This is a genomic window from Streptomyces sp. NPDC031064, assembly GCF_055570965.1.
This window is the reverse complement of record NZ_JBVIGF010000003.1, coordinates 675,179-691,367: the sequence shown is the minus strand read 5'-3', so window position 1 is coordinate 691,367 and position 16,189 is coordinate 675,179. Positions and strand designations below refer to the sequence as shown.

Genomic DNA, 16,189 nt, shown 5'->3' with positions numbered 1-16,189 from the left:
CGACGGCCAGGCCCTTCGGCTCCCATTCGTACAAATCCTGCGGATCAAGCACGATTACCGCTCCTCCTCGTGTTCGTACGGAAGAACGTCACTCGCCGTACAGGCATTCCCCATGGAGGGCCATATCCGGCCTGCGGTACCGGACGGGCAGGTTCCTGTGGGGCCTTGGTCCAGACCTTGACATGCTCACACCCCATCCCTACCGTCACGGGGCAACGCGCCGGTTCAGAAACCCGCCCGGCGTACATATACGCGAACACGCGCCAGCCCCTCTCGATCCCCCACGGGAAGGCACCCCCACATGCGCACCCGAACACTGCTCCCCGCCCTGGCGACCACGCTCGCCATCGCCGCCGGACTCACCGCCCTCGCCCCGGCCGCCGGCGGAGCCCCCTCCACCACCCTCGCCCCGACCGCCGGCGGAGCCGGGACCGCCGCCGTCATCGACGTCACGAGCGCCGCCCAACTGAAGTCCGCCCTGAGCGCCGCCCGCCCCGGCGATACGATCCGCCTCGCCGACGGCACGTACACCGGCAACTTCAAGGCCACGACTCCCGCGACCGCCTCCGCCCGCATCACCCTCACCGGCTCCTCGCGGGCCGTGCTCTCGGCGGGCGGCGGCTACGGCCTGCACCTCGACGGCGCCTCCCACTGGACCGTCAAGGGGATCACCGTCACCGGCGGCCAGAAGGGCATCATGATCGACACGGCGACCGGAGTCGTCGTCGACTCCGTCACCGTCCACGGCCTCGACATGGAGGGCGTCCACTTCCGCAAGTCCAGCAGCAACGGCGTCATCAAGAACTCCCGGATCCACGACACCGGGAACGACGGCCGAGGGATGGGCGAGGGCGTCTACGTGGGCACGGCGAACACCTTGTCGGACCGCAGTGACAACGTACAGATCCTCAACAACGTCATAGGCCCGGACGTCGGGGGCGAGAGCATCGACATCAAGGAGGGCACCACCGGCGCGAAGATCATCGGCAACACCTTCGACGGCCGCGGCATGACCGGGGTCCACTACGACGACTCGTGGGTCGACGTGAAGGGCAACAACGTCCTCGTCGAGAACAACACCGGCCGCAACACCCTCAACAACGGTTTCGAGGTCCACACCCAGCAGAGCGGCTGGGGCTGCGGCACGGTGTTCCGCGCCAACAAGGCCGACCTGACCGGCGCGACGGGCGCCCACCGGTACGCCATCCACGTGCCGCACTATTCGTCGTCGTGCCGGACGACGGTGTACGCGGACAACACCCGCACCGGCGGCCGGGGCCTGGTCACACCGGGCGTACCCATCGGCTAGCGACCGGCGGCCAGGCACACGACTGAGGCCCGCCCCCTTCCGGGGACGGGCCTCAATGTTCAGCCTCTACCGCTCAGCGGTGAGCCGGAGCCGATGGCTCAGCTCTGGCCGCCGGCCAGCTTCTCGCGGAGCGCGGCCAGGGCCTCGTCCGACGCCAGGGCGCCGGAGTTGTCGTCCGACTCCGAGGAGTACGAGCCGCCGGAGGCACCCGCCGGGGCACCGGCCGGAGCGGCGGCGCCACCCTCGGCAGCGGCGGCCTCGTCGGCCTCGCGGGACTTGATGACCTGGGCCTGGTGCTGCTCGAAGCGCTGCTGCGCCTCTGCGTACTGGGTCTCCCACGCCTCGCGCTGGGCCTCGTAGCCCGGCAGCCAGTCGTTGGTCTCCGGGTCGAAGCCCTCGGGGTAGATGTAGTTGCCCTGGTCGTCGTACGACGCGGCCATGCCGTACAGGGTCGGGTCGAACTCGACCGAGGCCGGGTCGGCACCGAAGGACTCGTTGGCCTGCTTCAGCGAGAGGCTGATGCGGCGGCGCTCGAGGTCGATGTCGATGACCTTGACGAAGATCTCGTCGTTGACCTGGACGACCTGCTCCGGGATCTCCACGTGGCGCTCGGCCAGCTCGGAGATGTGGACCAGACCCTCGATGCCCTCGTCCACGCGGACGAACGCACCGAACGGAACCAGCTTGGTGACCTTACCCGGGACGACCTGACCGATCTGGTGCGTACGGGCGAACTGCTGCCACGGGTCCTCCTGCGTCGCCTTCAGCGACAGGGAGACACGCTCGCGGTCCATGTCGACGTCGAGGACCTCGACGGTGACTTCCTGGCCGACCTCGACAACCTCGGACGGGTGGTCGATGTGCTTCCAGGACAGCTCGGAGACGTGGACCAGACCGTCGACGCCACCCAGGTCCACGAAGGCACCGAAGTTGACGATCGAGGAGACGACGCCGGAGCGGACCTGACCCTTCTGGAGGGTGGTGAGGAACGTCTGGCGCACCTCGGACTGGGTCTGCTCGAGCCAGGCGCGGCGGGACAGGACCACGTTGTTGCGGTTCTTGTCCAGCTCGATGATCTTCGCCTCGAGCTCCTTGCCCACGTAGGGCTGGAGGTCGCGGACACGACGCATCTCGACGAGGGAGGCCGGCAGGAAGCCACGGAGGCCGATGTCGAGGATGAGACCACCCTTGACGACCTCGATGACGGTGCCGGTGACGATGCCGTCCTCTTCCTTGATCTTCTCGATGGTGCCCCAGGCACGCTCGTACTGGGCGCGCTTCTTCGAGAGGATCAGGCGGCCTTCCTTGTCCTCCTTCTGGAGAACCAGGGCCTCGATCTCGTCGCCGACCTTGACGACCTCGTTCGGGTCGACGTCGTGCTTGATCGAGAGCTCGCGGCTCGGGATGACACCTTCGGTCTTGTAACCGATGTCGAGCAGGACCTCGTCCCGGTCGACCTTCACGATGACGCCGTCGACGATGTCGCCGTCGTTGAAGTACTTGATCGTCTCGTCGATCGCTGCGAGGAAGGCTTCCTCGTTACCGATGTCGTTGACCGCAACCTGCGGGGTGGTGGCGGTGGTCTCGGTGCTGCTCGTCATGTGGGAAAGGGCTCCGGTACGGACATTGAAGTCGTAGGTACTGCTACGCCGAGAGCCCGTATCGCAGCTGAAGAAGCCGGACAGCCAAGGAAGCGCCCGACCCTGCCAGGGGAGGCGCCTCGACAACCGAGGGGACATACAACAGATGCGAGCGCGACCTGCTCCGTCTGAGGCGCGCAGGCCCGCAGCGCAACCTTTAGCATACGGGGACGGCCGGACACGGTCAATGCGCGAAGGCGCACACCCGGGGCAGAACGTCGCATACCCGGCACATTTAAAGTTTCCCAAGGCCATCGTGGCCGCGGCTACCGCTTCCGGAGGGCCGTGCGCAACCTACAACGGCGGGCGGGATGATCCAAGAGTACGAGCCTGAAGCCACTCGGCGCCACGCCGGTGACGTCGAGAGCAGCCGGGCGAGCCGGGGCTGGTGGGACCGGAACGCGGACGAGTACCAGAGCGAGCACGGGGCGTTCCTCGGGGACGACCGGTTCGTGTGGGGCCCGGAGGGGCTGGACGAGGCCGAGGCGGGCCTCCTCGGGGACGTCGCGGGGCTCGACGTACTGGAGATCGGCGCGGGCGCCGCCCAGTGTTCGCGCTGGCTGGCCGCCCAGGGTGCCCGTCCCGTCGCGCTGGACCTGTCCCACCGGCAGCTCCAGCACGCCCTCCGCATCGGACAGGACGTGCCCCTGGTGGAGGCCGACGCCACCGCGCTGCCCTTCCGGGACGGCGCTTTCGACCTGGCGTGTTCGGCGTACGGGGCGGTGCCCTTCGTGGCCGATCCGGTGCGGGTGTTCCGGGAGGTGCACAGGGTGCTGCGGCCGGGCGGACGGTGGGTGTTCTCGGTGACCCATCCGATCCGGTGGGCCTTCCCCGACGAGCCGGGCCCGGAGGGCCTGTCCCTTTCGGCCTCCTACTTCGACCGCACCCCTTATGTGGAGCAGGACGAGGAAGGACGGGCCGTGTACGTGGAGCACCACCGGACCATCGGGGACCGCGTGCGGGACGTCGTGGCGGGCGGCTTCCACCTGGTCGACCTCGTCGAGCCGGAGTGGCCCGCCTGGAACACCCAGGAGTGGGGCGGCTGGTCGCCCCTGCGCGGCAACCTGATCCCGGGGACGGCGATCTTCGTGTGCGAGCGCGCGTGATGCGTGCCGAGGCGCTGGAACTGCCCGTACGTACCGCCCTGCCCGCCCTGGAGCGGGCGCTGGAGGGGCATGGGGCGGCGGTGCTGTGCGCGCCGCCGGGGACCGGCAAGACGACGCTGGTGCCGCTGGCGCTCGCCGAGGAGGGCGCCCGGGTGCTGGTCGCCGAACCGCGGCGGATCGCGGCGCGGGCGGCGGCCCGGCGGATGGCGTGGCTGCTGGGCGAGCAGGTGGGCGGCCGGGTGGGCTTCACGGTGCGCGGGGAGCGGGCCGTGTCGCGCGGGACGGTCGTCGAGGTGGTGACGACGGGCGTGCTGCTCCAGCGGCTCCAGCGGGACCCGGAGCTGGCCGGGGTGGACGTGGTGATCCTGGACGAGTGCCACGAGCGGCACCTGGACGCCGACACCGCCGCCGCGTTCCTGCTGGACGTACGGGCCACCCTGCGGCCCGACCTGCGGCTGGTGGCCGCCTCCGCGACGACCGACGCCGAGGGCTGGGCCCGGCTGCTGGGCGGTGCGCCCGTGGTGGAGGCACGGGGCACGGCCCATCCGGTGGAGGTGGTGTGGGCTCCCCCGGCCGGGACGGTCCGGCCGCCGCACGGGATGAAGGTGGACCCGGCGCTGCTGGCGCATGTGGCGGCGGTGGTGCGGCGGGCGCTGGCGGAGCGCTCGGGTGACGTCCTGTGCTTCCTGCCCGGTGTCGGTGAGATCGCGCGCGTGGCGGGCCTGCTGTCCTCCGTGGACGCCGAGGTGCTCCAGGTGCACGGGCGGGCGGCGGCGGCCGTGCAGGACGCGGTGCTGGCCGGTTCCGGCGGGGGCCGGCGGGTGGTGCTGGCGACGTCCGTCGCCGAGTCGTCGCTGACCGTGCCGGGTGTGCGGGTGGTGGTCGACTCCGGCCTGGCGCGTGAGCCGCGCGTGGACCACGCGCGTGGCCTGGGCTCGCTGACGACGGTACGGGCGTCGAGGGCGGCCGCCCGGCAGCGGGCGGGACGGGCCGGGCGCGAGGCGCCGGGCGTGGTGTACCGGTGCTGGACGGAGGCGGAGGACGGGCGCCTGCCCCGGTTCCCGGCGCCCGAGATCCAGGTGGCCGACCTCGCCGCGTTCGCCCTCCAGGCGGCCGCCTGGGGCGACCCGGACGCGACGGGGCTGGCGCTGCTGGACGCGCCGCCGGCGGGCGCGATGGCCGCCGCCCGGTCGGTGCTGGCGGCGATCGGCGCCGTGGACGGGCAGGGGCGGGTGACGGACCGGGGCGCGCGGATGGCCCGGCTGGGCCTGCATCCGAGGCTGGCCCGCGCGCTGCTGGACGGGGCTCCCGTGGTGGGTGCGCGGCGCGCCGCGGAGGTGGTGGCGCTGCTGAGCGAGGAGCCGCCGCGCGAGTACGGCGACGACCTCTCGGCCGCGTGGCGCGCGGCGCGGCGTGGCGGTGACGCCTACGGGGCGCGCTGGCGCCAGGAGGCCCGGCGGCTGACGGGGCAGTTGGAGGCGACTGGCGTGTCAGCCACGCCGGGGCCGGTGTCCGGCGCGGCCGGGGCGACGTCGGGCGGGGCCGGGGCGGCGGCCGGCGCGGGCGGCCCGTCGAGGTCGGGGTTCGACACGGGCGGGGCCGCGGCCGGCACGGGCGGCCCGTTTCGGTCGGCGTCCGGCACGGGCGGGGCCACGGCCGGCACGGGCGGCCCGTCGAGGTCGGCGTCCGGCACGGGCGGAGCCTCGGCCGACGCGGGTGGCCCGTCGGGGCCGGCGGCCGACGCGGGCGGGTCGACGTCGGGCGCGGGCGGCCCGTCGGGGCCGGCGGCCGGCGCGGGCGGGGCATCGCCCGGTGGGGCCGGGGCGCCGCATGACGATGCCGTCACCGGGCTCGTCGCCGCGCTGGCCTTCCCCGAGCGGGTGGCACGGGCCAGGGGCGAGGGGGCCTTCCTGATGGCGTCGGGGACCGGCGCGGAGCTCGGGGAGGGGTCCCGGTTGCGGGCGGCTCCCTGGCTGGCCGTCGCAGTCGCGGACCGGCCCTCGCACGCCGCCTCCGCGCGCGTGCGGCTGGCCGCCGTGGTGGATGAGGAGACCGCGCGGGCGGCGGCCCGGCATCTGCTCGTGGCGGGCGAGGAGGTGCGCTGGGAGGACGGCGACGTCGTCGCGCGTTCGGTGGAACGGCTGGGCGCCGTCGAGACGGCCGTACGACCACTGAAGGACCCGGAGCCCGCGCTCGTGCGGGAGGCGCTGCTGGAGGGGTTGCGGCGCGAGGGGCTGGGGCTGCTGCGCTGGTCACGGGAGTCGGGCGAGCTGCGGCAGCGGCTGGCGTTCCTGCACCGGGTGCTGGGCGCGCCGTGGCCTGAGGTGTCGGACGGCGCGCTGCTGGAGCGGGCGGCGGAGTGGCTGGAGCCGGAGCTGTCGCGGGCCCGGCGCCGCGCGGACCTGGGGCGGATCGACGCGGGTCAGGCCCTCCAGCGGCTGCTGCCGTGGTCCACGGGGGACGCGGCCCGGCTGGAGGAACTGGCGCCGGAGCGGATCGAGGTGCCGAGCGGGTCGCGGATCCGCGTCGAGTACGGCGACGGGCAGCCCGTACTGGCGGTGAAGCTCCAGGAGATGTTCGGCCTGTCGGAAACGCCCTCCATAGCGGGCGTTCCGGTTCTCGTGCACCTGCTGTCCCCGGCCGGGCGCCCTGCCGCCGTCACGGCGGACCTGGCGTCCTTCTGGCGCGACGGGTACCGCTCCGTACGCGCGGAACTGCGCGGCCGGTACCCGAAGCATCCGTGGCCGGAGGACCCTACGGCGGCGGAGCCGACCCGGCGGACGAACGCGCGCCGTTGACGGCCGGGTGGCGTGGCGGCCCCTCCACGGCACCGCGCCGGGAGCGGGCCTCCAGCCACAGGGACAGCGCCGCCAGTCCCGTACCGAGGAACAGGAAGCCCCAGGGCAGGTACGACGTCATCAGCAGGATCAGGCGCCGCTGCGAGCGCACCAGGTCGACGGTGTGGTCCAGGTAGTCCTCGCGCATCCTGACGTGTCCGGCGAAGGCGGTCACCTTGTCGCGGCCGCCGAGCAGGGTGCCGCCGCGCAGTTCCTCCCGGTGGATCTCCTCGCCGTTGACGGGGGCGCCGGTGACCGGTTCGACCCAGAACATGCGCTTGGTGGTGTACCAGCGGGTGGTGCCGGTCTGCTGCTCCAGTTTCGTCGCGTCGATGCCCGGCAGCGGCATCTTCTTCGGGTACGGCACCTTCGTCCACGGAATGGTCTGTTCGAAGTAGTACACCTCAAGGCCCCGGAACGTACGGGTGCCCTTGTAGTGGATGGGCGCCGAGGTGCGGGTCTGGGCGTCGAAGTACTCGTAGTCCCGCTTCTCGGTGAGGAAGGGCCACTTGAACTCGATGCCCTCGCGTCGCACGGGGTCGCCGTCGACCGTCTCGCCGGTGGCGTGGACGGGTTGCTGGGTGTGGGCGTCGAAGATGTAGCGCTCGGGGATCTGGGACACCATCGCGCCGTCGGGGCCGACGACATGGGAGAGGGTGTCCCAGACGACGACGTCTCGGCCGGCGTCGCGTTCGATCCTCCGGGACTCCTCGACGTTGCCCTTGAGGGTCTGGACGATGGTGACCTTGTCGACCTGCTCGGCCTTCATGGTGTCGTACTTCAGGAGGGTGGCGGGTTTCGCCTCCAGCACCATCTCCTGGTACTGGCCGGCCGGGATCTTCGCCAGGCGCGGGAAGGCGTACCAGCGCAGGGTGGGTGCCATGGCGGCGAAGAACACCGCGAAGGAGAGGAGGACGAGGCCGGCTCGGCGGCGCATGGCGGGCGCCCCCTACTTCTTGGGTCCGGGGACCGTGGTGAGCAGCGGCTCGGGCGAGGTCTCGCCTTCGGGCGCCGGGTTGGTCACGGCCAGGAGCAGCACCAGGAGCAGGACTGGAGCCAGGCCTATGGCGGCGGCTACGAGGGCGCGCATGGATCGGCCTCCCTGTCTGATGCTCCGTCAGGTGGCAGGCACCGTAGCAATCGCGCCGTGAGATGAGAACACACACGCACCGCCCCACCGGCGGGTGAGGCGGTGCGTGCGTGCCGTGCCAGGGGCGTCAGGCGACCTTGAGCTCGATGGTCAGGTTCGCGCCGCCGGTGGTGGTCAGGCGGAGCAGGAACGTGCCGGTCTGGCCGTCGGCGAAGATCTTCGGCAGCGTGAGCATGCCGTTCGCGTCGGTCTTCAGGGTCTCCAGGGTGCGGACCGGGTTCCCTTGCTCGTCCTTGAAGAAGGGTCCCTTGTCGTTGACGGTCGCGTCATCCGCCGCCTTGATCATGGTGGCGGTCACCGCGACACCGGAGGCGACGGCGCCCTTGTACGTCGCCTTCACCTGGACCTGGTCGGCGAACTCCGTCTCCGGCTTGGCCGTCAGCTCCTTGCCGTCCGTACGGACCAGGGCGTCGGACTGGCGGGCGGTGACGGTCGCGGTGCGCTCGACCGGGGTGACCGTGCGGCCCACGACGGTGGCCCGGACGGTGAACTCGCCGGTCCGCTCGCCCGCCTGGAGCTGGGGCGCGGTGGCGGTGCCGTCGGCGCCCGTGAGGACGGTGACGCTGGTGGCGCCGTCCGGGAAGCGGGAGTCGGTCTCGCCGACGATCGCGAACCTCACGCCGACCCTGGCCACCGGCTTGCCCGCCCCGTCCAGCGCCGTGACGGCGGGGCGCTCCGCGAACCGGGTGCCGGCCGTCGCGGTCAGCGGCCCGGTGCCGGCGTCCTTGAGGCGGGCGACGGTGGCGGAAGGCGGCGTCGGAGTCGGAGTGGGCGTCGGCGTCGGCGCCGGCGTCGAGGGCGGGGTGGGCGTCGGCGTCGGGGACGTCGGCGGCTTGGGCGTGGGCGTCGGGGTGGGCTTCGGGCTCGCCGGCGGCGTGGGCGTGGGCGTGACCGACGGTCCGGGGGTCGACGTCGGGGTGGTCGTCCCGGTCCGGCCGACGCCGTCGTCGCTGCGGTCCACCGGCAGGACGCCTGTACCGTCGGGCACCTGGTGGCTGTTGTTCTTGTAGTACTCGAACCAGGACAGGACGGTACGAAGGTACTCCGTCGAGCGGTTGTAGCTGAGGATCGCCTTGTCCAGGTCGACCTTGACCGCGAGATCACGGTTGTTGGCGCACAGGTACATGCCGGCCGCCTGCGCGGCGTCATAGATGTTGTTCGGGTCCTTGCGGCCGTCGCCGTTGGCGTCCTGGCCCCAGCTCGCCCACGTGGAGGGGATGAACTGCATGGGGCCGACGGCACGGTCGTGGGTCGTGTCACCGTCGTACGCGCCGTTGTCGGTGTCGGAGATGTTGGCGAAACCGACGCCGTTGAGGACGGGGCCGAGGATCGGCGTGAGGGTAGTGCCGTTGGCGTCCACGCGGCCGCCGCGCGCCTGACCGGACTCGACCTTGCCGATGCCGGCGAGGAGCTGCCAGGGGAGGTTGCAGCCGGGGTCACTGGTCTTCAGGTACTGCTCGGCCTGCTTGTAGGCGGCGAGCACGGTCGCCGGTATGCCCGCTTCCGCCGGGCCGGTGACGACGGGCGCGTCCGGGGAACCGCCGGGCTTGGCGGGGGTGTTGAGCGGCGGCAGATCGGTGTAGTACGGGGAGTTGCCGGTGGCGGAGCCGTCGGCCGAGGGGGGCGGTGTCTCGTCGGACAACCGCTGGTCGGCGCCGCCGCCCGAGGGTGTCACACCGGGGGCCTGCGAGGCGGAGAGCGCCGCCACCGCCGCCGCTGCCACCGCTGTGCTGGTGGCTCCCTTGCGCAGTCGACGGCCGATGTGCGCTGCCATACGTCCGGTCCCTCCCCGATGACGGCCCTGTCGCGCTCCCCAGCGCGGTCACTCAGGCGACCCTACGTCAACTCTGCGGTCGGGCATACCGGCACCTGACCGTTTTTCACGCTTTCGTCACCTCTGGGTTGCCCGGAATCCGGTGTGCGAACGTCACGCATACTGAGCGCCATTGACCTGAGGTTCGCAATTCGGGGGGCACGACAGCCATGCCATTCACGCTCAGCCACGCCGCGGCGGTCCTGCCGGGGATACGGAGAACCGGCACCGGGCGGGGGCCGTTGGTCGCCTCGGCGCTCGTCATGGGGTCGTTCTCTCCCGATATGACGTACTTCGCGGACACCGCGATCCCGGGGGCGATGCTCTTCGGGGACGTCACGCACAGCCTGTTGGGCATCCTCACCGTCGACGTCCTCATCGCCGCCGCGCTGGTGGCGGTCTGGCTGATGGTGCGTGAGCCCCTCCTGGCGCTGGTCCCGGGCGGGTGGCAAGGGCGGGTGCACGCGCTGGTACGGGGTGAGTCCTGGCGCGAGCGGCAGCCGGCGGGGCTGGCGGTCCGGTTCTACGTCTCGGCCGTCATCGGGGCGGCGACGCATGTGGTGTGGGACCTGTTCACGCACGCGGACCGGTGGGGCATGAAGGTCCTGCCGGTGCTCGGCGAGGTGGTGGCGGGCTTCCCGATGTACCTGTACGCGCAGTACGGCGGCTCAGCCGTCGCGCTGGTGGTGCTGGTGTGGTTCGTGGGCGGCGCGCTGCGGCGGGTACCGCCGGAGGCGGCGGTGCGGGCTCCGGAGTCGGTGCCGGTGCTGGACCGGCGGGGCCGGTGGCTGGCGGCGGGCCTGCTCGGGGCGTGCGTGGCGGCGGGGATCGTGCACCGGTGCGTGCGGTGGTACGCGTACTGGGGCCGGATCGACACGCCGCTGGACATCATCCCGACGGCCTGCTTCGGCGCGGGCGCGGGCTTGGCTGCGGGGCTGCTGCTGTACGGCGCGGGGATGCGCCTTCGCGCGTCGGGCGCCCGCGGGGCGGCGGGGTAGGGGGCCGGCCCGGGCGCCCGGGGGCGCGCGCCCCCGGCGGGCGGGCACCGGGGCCGGGCCCGCGGACGGGCCCACCCCGAAGCCGCGGGCCCGCGCGGGGCGGCGACGCCGTAGCGGCACGTGGGCGAACGCAGGCGCCCCGCCCCCCGCCGGGGGCGACCGGTCCGTCAGTGGGCCGCCGAGTCCCAGTCCGGGCCCACGCCGACCGAGACGTCCAGGGGGGCACGGAGTTCGACGGCCGTGGACATTTCGCGGCGGACGAGTTCCTCGACCCGGTCGCGCTCACCCGGCGCGACCTCCAGGACGATTTCGTCGTGGACCTGGAGCAGGATGCGGGTGCTCAGGCCCGCCTCCCGCAGCGCCCGGTCGACGTTGAGCATCGCGACCTTCACGATGTCGGCGGCCGTGCCCTGGATCGGGGCGTTCAGCGCCATCCGCTCGGCCGCCTCGCGGCGCTGGCGGTTGTCGCTGTTCAGGTCCGGCAGGTACCGGCGGCGGCCGAGCATCGTCTCGGTGTACCCGGTGGCGCGGGCCTCGTCGACGACCCGGCGCAGATAGTCGCGCACGCCGCCGAACCGCTCGAAGTACGTGTCCATCAGGGCACGCGCCTCGCCCGCCTCGATGTTGAGCTGCTGGGACAGGCCGAAGGCGGACAGCCCGTACGCCAGGCCGTACGACATCGCCTTGATCTTGCGGCGCATCTCCGCGTCGACGGCGGACCGCTCCACCGAGAACACCTGGGAGGCGACCGTGGTGTGCAGGTCCTCGCCCGAGGTGAACGCCTCGATGAGGCCCTCGTCCTCCGAGAGGTGAGCCATGACCCGCAGCTCGATCTGGCTGTAGTCGGCCGTCATCAGGGACTCGAAGCCCTCGCCGACGACGAAGCCGTGCCGGATGGCGCGGCCCTCGTCGGTGCGCACCGGGACGTTCTGGAGGTTCGGGTCGGTGGACGACAGACGTCCCGTGGCCGCGACGGTCTGGCTGAAGGTGGTGTGGATGCGGCCGTCCGCCGCGACCGTCTTGATCAGGCCCTCGACCGTGGAGCGCAGCCGGGCCTGCTCGCGGTGGCGGAGCATGATGACCGGCAGTTCGTGCTCGGTCTGGCCGGCCAGCCACGCCAGCGCGTCCGCGTCCGTGGTGTAACCGGTCTTGGTCTTCTTCGTCTTGGGCAGGTTCAGCTCGCCGAAGAGGACCTCCTGGAGCTGCTTGGGCGAGCCGAGGTTGAACTCGTGCCCGACCGAGGCGTGCGCCTCCTTCACGGCCTGCTGCACCGCGCCCGCGAACTGCTGCTCCATCGCCTCCAGATGGGCGCGGTCGGCGGAGATTCCGTGCCGCTCCATGCGGGCGAGCAGCAGCGAGGTGGGCAGTTCCACCTCGTGCAGCAGCTCGGTGGCGCCGACTTCCTTGAGCTTCTCGCCGAACGCGTCGCCCAGGTCGAGGACCGCGCGGGCCTGCGCCATCAGGGCGTCGGCCTCGGCCTGCTCGTCGGTGCCGAAGGCGAGCTGCCCGTCGGCGGCCGCCGGGGCCAGCTCGCGGTGCAGGTACTCGACGGACAGGGCGTCCAGCGCGAAGGACCGGCGGCCCGGCTTGACCAGGTACGCGGCGAGGGCGGTGTCCATGGTGATGCCCGCGATGTGCCAGCCGTGCTCGGGGAAGACCCGCAGCGCCTCCTTGGCGCTGTGCATGATCTTCGGGCGGTCGGGGTCGGCGAGCCAGGCGGCGAAGGCCTTCTCGTCGGCCTCGTCGAGCTGGGTCGTGTCGAACCAGGCCGCCTTGCCGTCGGCGGCCGCCAGCGCGACCTCGCTGACATTGCCCACGCCGAGCGCCCAGGTCGCGACGGTCGCCACGCCCAGGGGCTGGCGGCCGTGCTGCTCCAGCCAGAAGGCCAGCTCGCCCGCGCCCAGGACCGTGCCGTCCAGTTCGACGCCGGCGGCCGTGGCCGGGGCCTCTTCCTCCTCCGCGCCCGGGTCGACGGCGAGGAGCCGCTCCCGCAGGCTTGGGTTGCGGATCTCCAGGACCTCCAGGAACCCCTTCAGCGCGGTCCTGTCGTAGGGCCGGCGCTCCAGGTCCGCGACGGCCTTGGGCAGCTCCACGTCCCGGACCAGCTCGGTCAGGTGGCGGTTGAGCTTGACGGACTCCAGGTGGTCGCGCAGCGCCTGGCCGACCTTGCCCTTGACCTCGTCGGCGCGCTCGACCAGCTCCGCGAAGGAACCGAACTGGTTGATCCACTTCGTGGCCGTCTTCTCACCGACACCGGGGATGCCCGGCAGGTTGTCGGACGGGTCGCCGCGCAGGGCGGCGAAGTCGGGGTACTGCGCGGGGGTCAGCCCGTACTTCTCCTGGACCTTCTCCGGGGTGAACCGGGTCAGCTCGGAGACGCCCTTGGTGGGGTACAGCACGGTGATGTGGTCGGAGACCAACTGGAAGGAGTCGCGGTCGCCGGTGACGATCAGCACCTCGAAGCCCGCCGCCTCGGCCTGGGTGGCCAGGGTGGCGATGATGTCGTCGGCCTCGAAACCCTCGACGGCGAACCGCTCCGCGTTCATGGTGTCCAGCAGCTCGCCGATCAGCTCCACCTGCCCCTTGAACTCGTCGGGGGCCTTGGAGCGGTTCGCCTTGTACTCAGGGAAGTCCTCGGAGCGCCAGGTCTTGCGGGAGACGTCGAACGCCACGGCGAAGTGCGTGGGCGACTCATCACGCAGCGTGTTCGCCAGCATCGACGCGAAGCCGTAGATGGCGTTGGTCGTCTGGCCGCTCGCGGTCGTGAAGTTCTCCGCGGGCAGCGCGAAGAACGCCCGGTACGCCAGGGAGTGCCCGTCCATGAGGAGCAGGCGCGGACGGTTGTCTTCGGTCTTCTTCGATGCTGTCTCAGCCACGGGGACGATCCTGCCACGGACCACTGACAATGCCGACCGAGCGCCGTGGGTCGGCCGCTGTCGGTGCCACGTGACAGGATCGGAGACGTACATCGGAGACGTACTTCGGAGACAACCGCTCAAGGGGGAGCGCGATGGCCAGCAAGCCGCCCGCAGGTGACCCGGTCCAGGACGCGCCGCAGGTCGCGCCGCCGCAGCACGCCGCCGCCGGCCTCCCCGCGATCGGGCACACGCTCAAGGTCTCGCACCAGCAGATGGGGCTGCGCCGCACCGCGCGCACGCTGCTCAAGGTCAACCAGAAGGACGGCTTCGACTGCCCCGGCTGTGCCTGGCCCGAGGGCGAGAAGCGGCACGTCGCGGAGTTCTGCGAGAACGGCGCGAAGGCCGTCGCCGAGGAGGCGACGCTGCGCCGCGTCACCCCCGACTTCTTCGCCGCCCACCCGATCGCGGACCTGGCCACCCGCAGCGGGTACTGGCTGGGTCAGCAGGGCCGCATCACCCACCCCATGTACGCGGCCGAGGGCGCCGACCGGTACGAGCCGGTGACCTGGGAGCGGGCCTTCGGGATCATCGCGGAGGAGCTCACGGCGCTCGGCTCCCCCGACGAGGCCGTCTTCTACACCTCCGGCCGCACCAGCAACGAGGCCGCGTTCCTGCTCCAGCTCTTCGCCCGCGAGTTCGGCACCAACAACCTCCCGGACTGCTCGAACATGTGCCACGAGTCGTCCGGCTCGGCGCTCACCGAGACGATCGGCATCGGCAAGGGCAGCGTCTCGCTGGAGGACATGCACCGCGCCGACCTGATCATCGTGGCCGGGCAGAACCCGGGCACGAACCACCCCCGGATGCTGTCCGCCCTGGAGAAGGCCAAGGCCGCCGGCGCGCGGATCATCTCGGTGAACCCGCTGCCCGAGGCGGGCCTGGAGCGGTTCAAGAACCCGCAGACCCCCCAGGGCATGATCAAGGGCGCCGCCCTCACCGACCTGTTCCTCCAGATCCGCATCGGCGGCGACCAAGCCCTCTTCCGGCTGCTCAACAAGCTGATCCTTGAGACCGAGGGCGCGGTCGACGAGGCCTTCGTACGGGAGCACACCCACGGGCACGAGGAGTTCGCGGCCGCCGCCAAGGCCGCCGACTGGGACGAGACCCTCGCCGCCACCGGCCTGGAGCGCGGCGAGATCGAGCGGGCGCTGCGCATGGTGCTGGCCTCCGAGCGCACCATCGTCTGCTGGGCCATGGGCCTCACCCAGCACAAGCACTCGGTGCCGACCATCCGCGAGGTGGTCAACTTCCTGCTGCTGCGCGGCAACATCGGCCGCCCCGGGGCCGGCGTGTGCCCGGTCCGCGGCCACTCCAACGTGCAGGGCGACCGCACCATGGGCATCTTCGAGCGCCCGGCGCCCGCCTTCCTGGACGCGCTCGACAAGGAATTCGGCATCACCTCCCCCCGGCACCACGGCTTCGACGTCGTCCGCGCCATCGAGGCGCTGCGGGACGGCAAGGCCAAGGTGTTCTTCGCCATGGGCGGCAATTTCGTCGGCGCGACGCCCGACACCGAGGTCACCGAGGCGGCCATGCGGCGGGCCCGGCTCACCGTGCACGTGTCGACCAAGCTGAACCGGTCGCACGCGGTCACCGGCACGCGCGCGTTGATCCTGCCCACGCTGGGCCGCACCGACAAGGACGTGCAGGCGAGCGGCAAGCAGTTCGTGACCGTCGAGGACTCGATGGGCCTGGTCCACGCCTCGCGCGGGAACCTGCCGCCGGCGAGCCCGCACCTGCTGTCCGAGCCGGCGATCGTGGCGCGCCTGGCGCGGGCGGTGCTGGGCGAGGCGTCGGCCACGCCGTGGGAGGAGTTCGAGAAGGACTACGCCACGATCCGCGACCGCATCGCGCGCGTGGTGCCCGGCTTCGAGGACTTCAACGCCAGGCTGGCGGCGAACCCCGGCGGGTTCACCCTCCCGCACGCCCCGCGCGACGAGCGCCGCTTCCCGACGAAGACCGGCAAGGCGAACTTCACGGCCGCGCCCGTCGAGTACCCCGAGGTCCCCGAGGGCCGGCTGCTGCTCCAGACGCTGCGCTCGCACGACCAGTACAACACCACGATCTACGGCCTGGACGACCGCTACCGGGGGATCAAGGGCGGGCGCCGTGTCGTCCTGGTCCACCCCGACGACGCCCGTGAGCGGGGCCTGGCCGACGGGGCGTACACCGACCTGGTCAGCGAGTGGACGGACGGCACCGAGCGCCGTGCCACCGGGTTCCGCGTCGTCCACTACCCCACCGCCCGTGGCTGCGCGGCGGCGTACTACCCGGAGACCAACGTCCTGGTGCCGCTGGAGGCGACCGCCGACGTCAGCAACACCCCCGCCAGCAAGTCCGTCATCGTGCGTCTGGAACAATCACCCTCCGCCTGAGCGTTCGCTTAGGCAGCACGGCAGAGCAGGGACAAGACCGCAC

The 16,189-nt window shown here is 72.1% G+C and carries 10 protein-coding genes; 5 read left to right on the top strand and 5 right to left on the bottom strand.

Going from position 1 to position 16,189, the window contains the following annotated elements; genetic code table 11:
• Positions 1 to 301 precede the first annotated feature (301 nt).
• Positions 302 to 1,309: a right-handed parallel beta-helix repeat-containing protein gene (locus ACZ46W_RS14155; RefSeq protein ID WP_468336373.1), complete on the top strand. Its 1,008-nt coding sequence runs from the start codon at positions 302 to 304 to the stop codon at positions 1,307 to 1,309.
• 98 nt (positions 1,310 to 1,407) lie between these two features.
• On the opposite strand, the gene rpsA is transcribed toward ACZ46W_RS14155, so the two are convergent.
• On the bottom strand, positions 1,408 to 2,910 hold the full coding sequence (rpsA, locus tag ACZ46W_RS14150; RefSeq protein WP_392714135.1) for a 30S ribosomal protein S1: 1,503 nt from the start codon (positions 2,908 to 2,910) through the stop codon (positions 1,408 to 1,410).
• 350 nt (positions 2,911 to 3,260) lie between these two features.
• Between rpsA and ACZ46W_RS14145 the strand changes: the two genes are divergently transcribed.
• Positions 3,261 to 4,055, top strand: a complete 795-nt coding sequence (locus ACZ46W_RS14145; protein ID WP_468336370.1) for a class I SAM-dependent methyltransferase — start codon at positions 3,261 to 3,263, stop codon at positions 4,053 to 4,055.
• A complete protein-coding gene (locus ACZ46W_RS14140; protein ID WP_468337020.1) occupies positions 4,052 to 6,853 on the top strand; it encodes an ATP-dependent RNA helicase in 2,802 nt (933 codons plus the stop codon). The genes ACZ46W_RS14145 and ACZ46W_RS14140 overlap by 4 nt, the downstream gene beginning before the upstream one ends.
• Here the strand turns inward: ACZ46W_RS14140 and pgfA are convergent.
• The 3 genes from pgfA to ACZ46W_RS14125 form a co-directional block, all read right to left on the bottom strand.
• Positions 6,810 to 7,829, bottom strand: coding sequence for a cell envelope lipid trafficking protein PgfA (gene pgfA, locus ACZ46W_RS14135; RefSeq protein WP_468336367.1), 1,020 nt, complete (start codon positions 7,827 to 7,829; stop codon positions 6,810 to 6,812). The genes ACZ46W_RS14140 and pgfA overlap by 44 nt on opposite strands.
• Before the next feature lie 12 nt (positions 7,830 to 7,841).
• Positions 7,842 to 7,982, bottom strand: coding sequence for an SPW_0924 family protein (locus ACZ46W_RS14130; protein ID WP_366130127.1), 141 nt, complete (start codon positions 7,980 to 7,982; stop codon positions 7,842 to 7,844).
• Positions 7,983 to 8,109: 127 nt separating this feature from the next.
• Entirely contained in the window at positions 8,110 to 9,816 is a 1,707-nt protein-coding gene (locus ACZ46W_RS14125) for a lytic transglycosylase domain-containing protein (RefSeq protein ID WP_468336363.1), read from the bottom strand.
• 209 nt (positions 9,817 to 10,025) lie between these two features.
• Here ACZ46W_RS14125 and ACZ46W_RS14120 point away from each other — a divergent pair, with 209 nt between their 5' ends.
• Positions 10,026 to 10,853 carry a DUF4184 family protein gene (locus ACZ46W_RS14120; RefSeq protein WP_468336360.1) on the top strand — a complete coding sequence of 276 codons (828 nt, stop codon included), beginning with the start codon at positions 10,026 to 10,028 and terminating at the stop codon, positions 10,851 to 10,853.
• A 167-nt stretch (positions 10,854 to 11,020) separates the two neighbouring features.
• Here ACZ46W_RS14120 and polA read toward each other — a convergent pair whose 3' ends face one another.
• The gene (gene polA / locus ACZ46W_RS14115) at positions 11,021 to 13,675 is read right to left on the bottom strand and encodes a DNA polymerase I (RefSeq protein ID WP_468337017.1); all 2,655 of its coding nucleotides are present in this window, start codon (positions 13,673 to 13,675) and stop codon (positions 11,021 to 11,023) included.
• A 188-nt stretch (positions 13,676 to 13,863) separates the two neighbouring features.
• Here polA and ACZ46W_RS14110 point away from each other — a divergent pair, with 188 nt between their 5' ends.
• Complete coding sequence (locus ACZ46W_RS14110; protein WP_468336357.1) at positions 13,864 to 16,146, top strand: FdhF/YdeP family oxidoreductase; 2,283 nt, start codon at positions 13,864 to 13,866, stop codon at positions 16,144 to 16,146.
• Positions 16,147 to 16,189 lie beyond the last annotated feature (43 nt).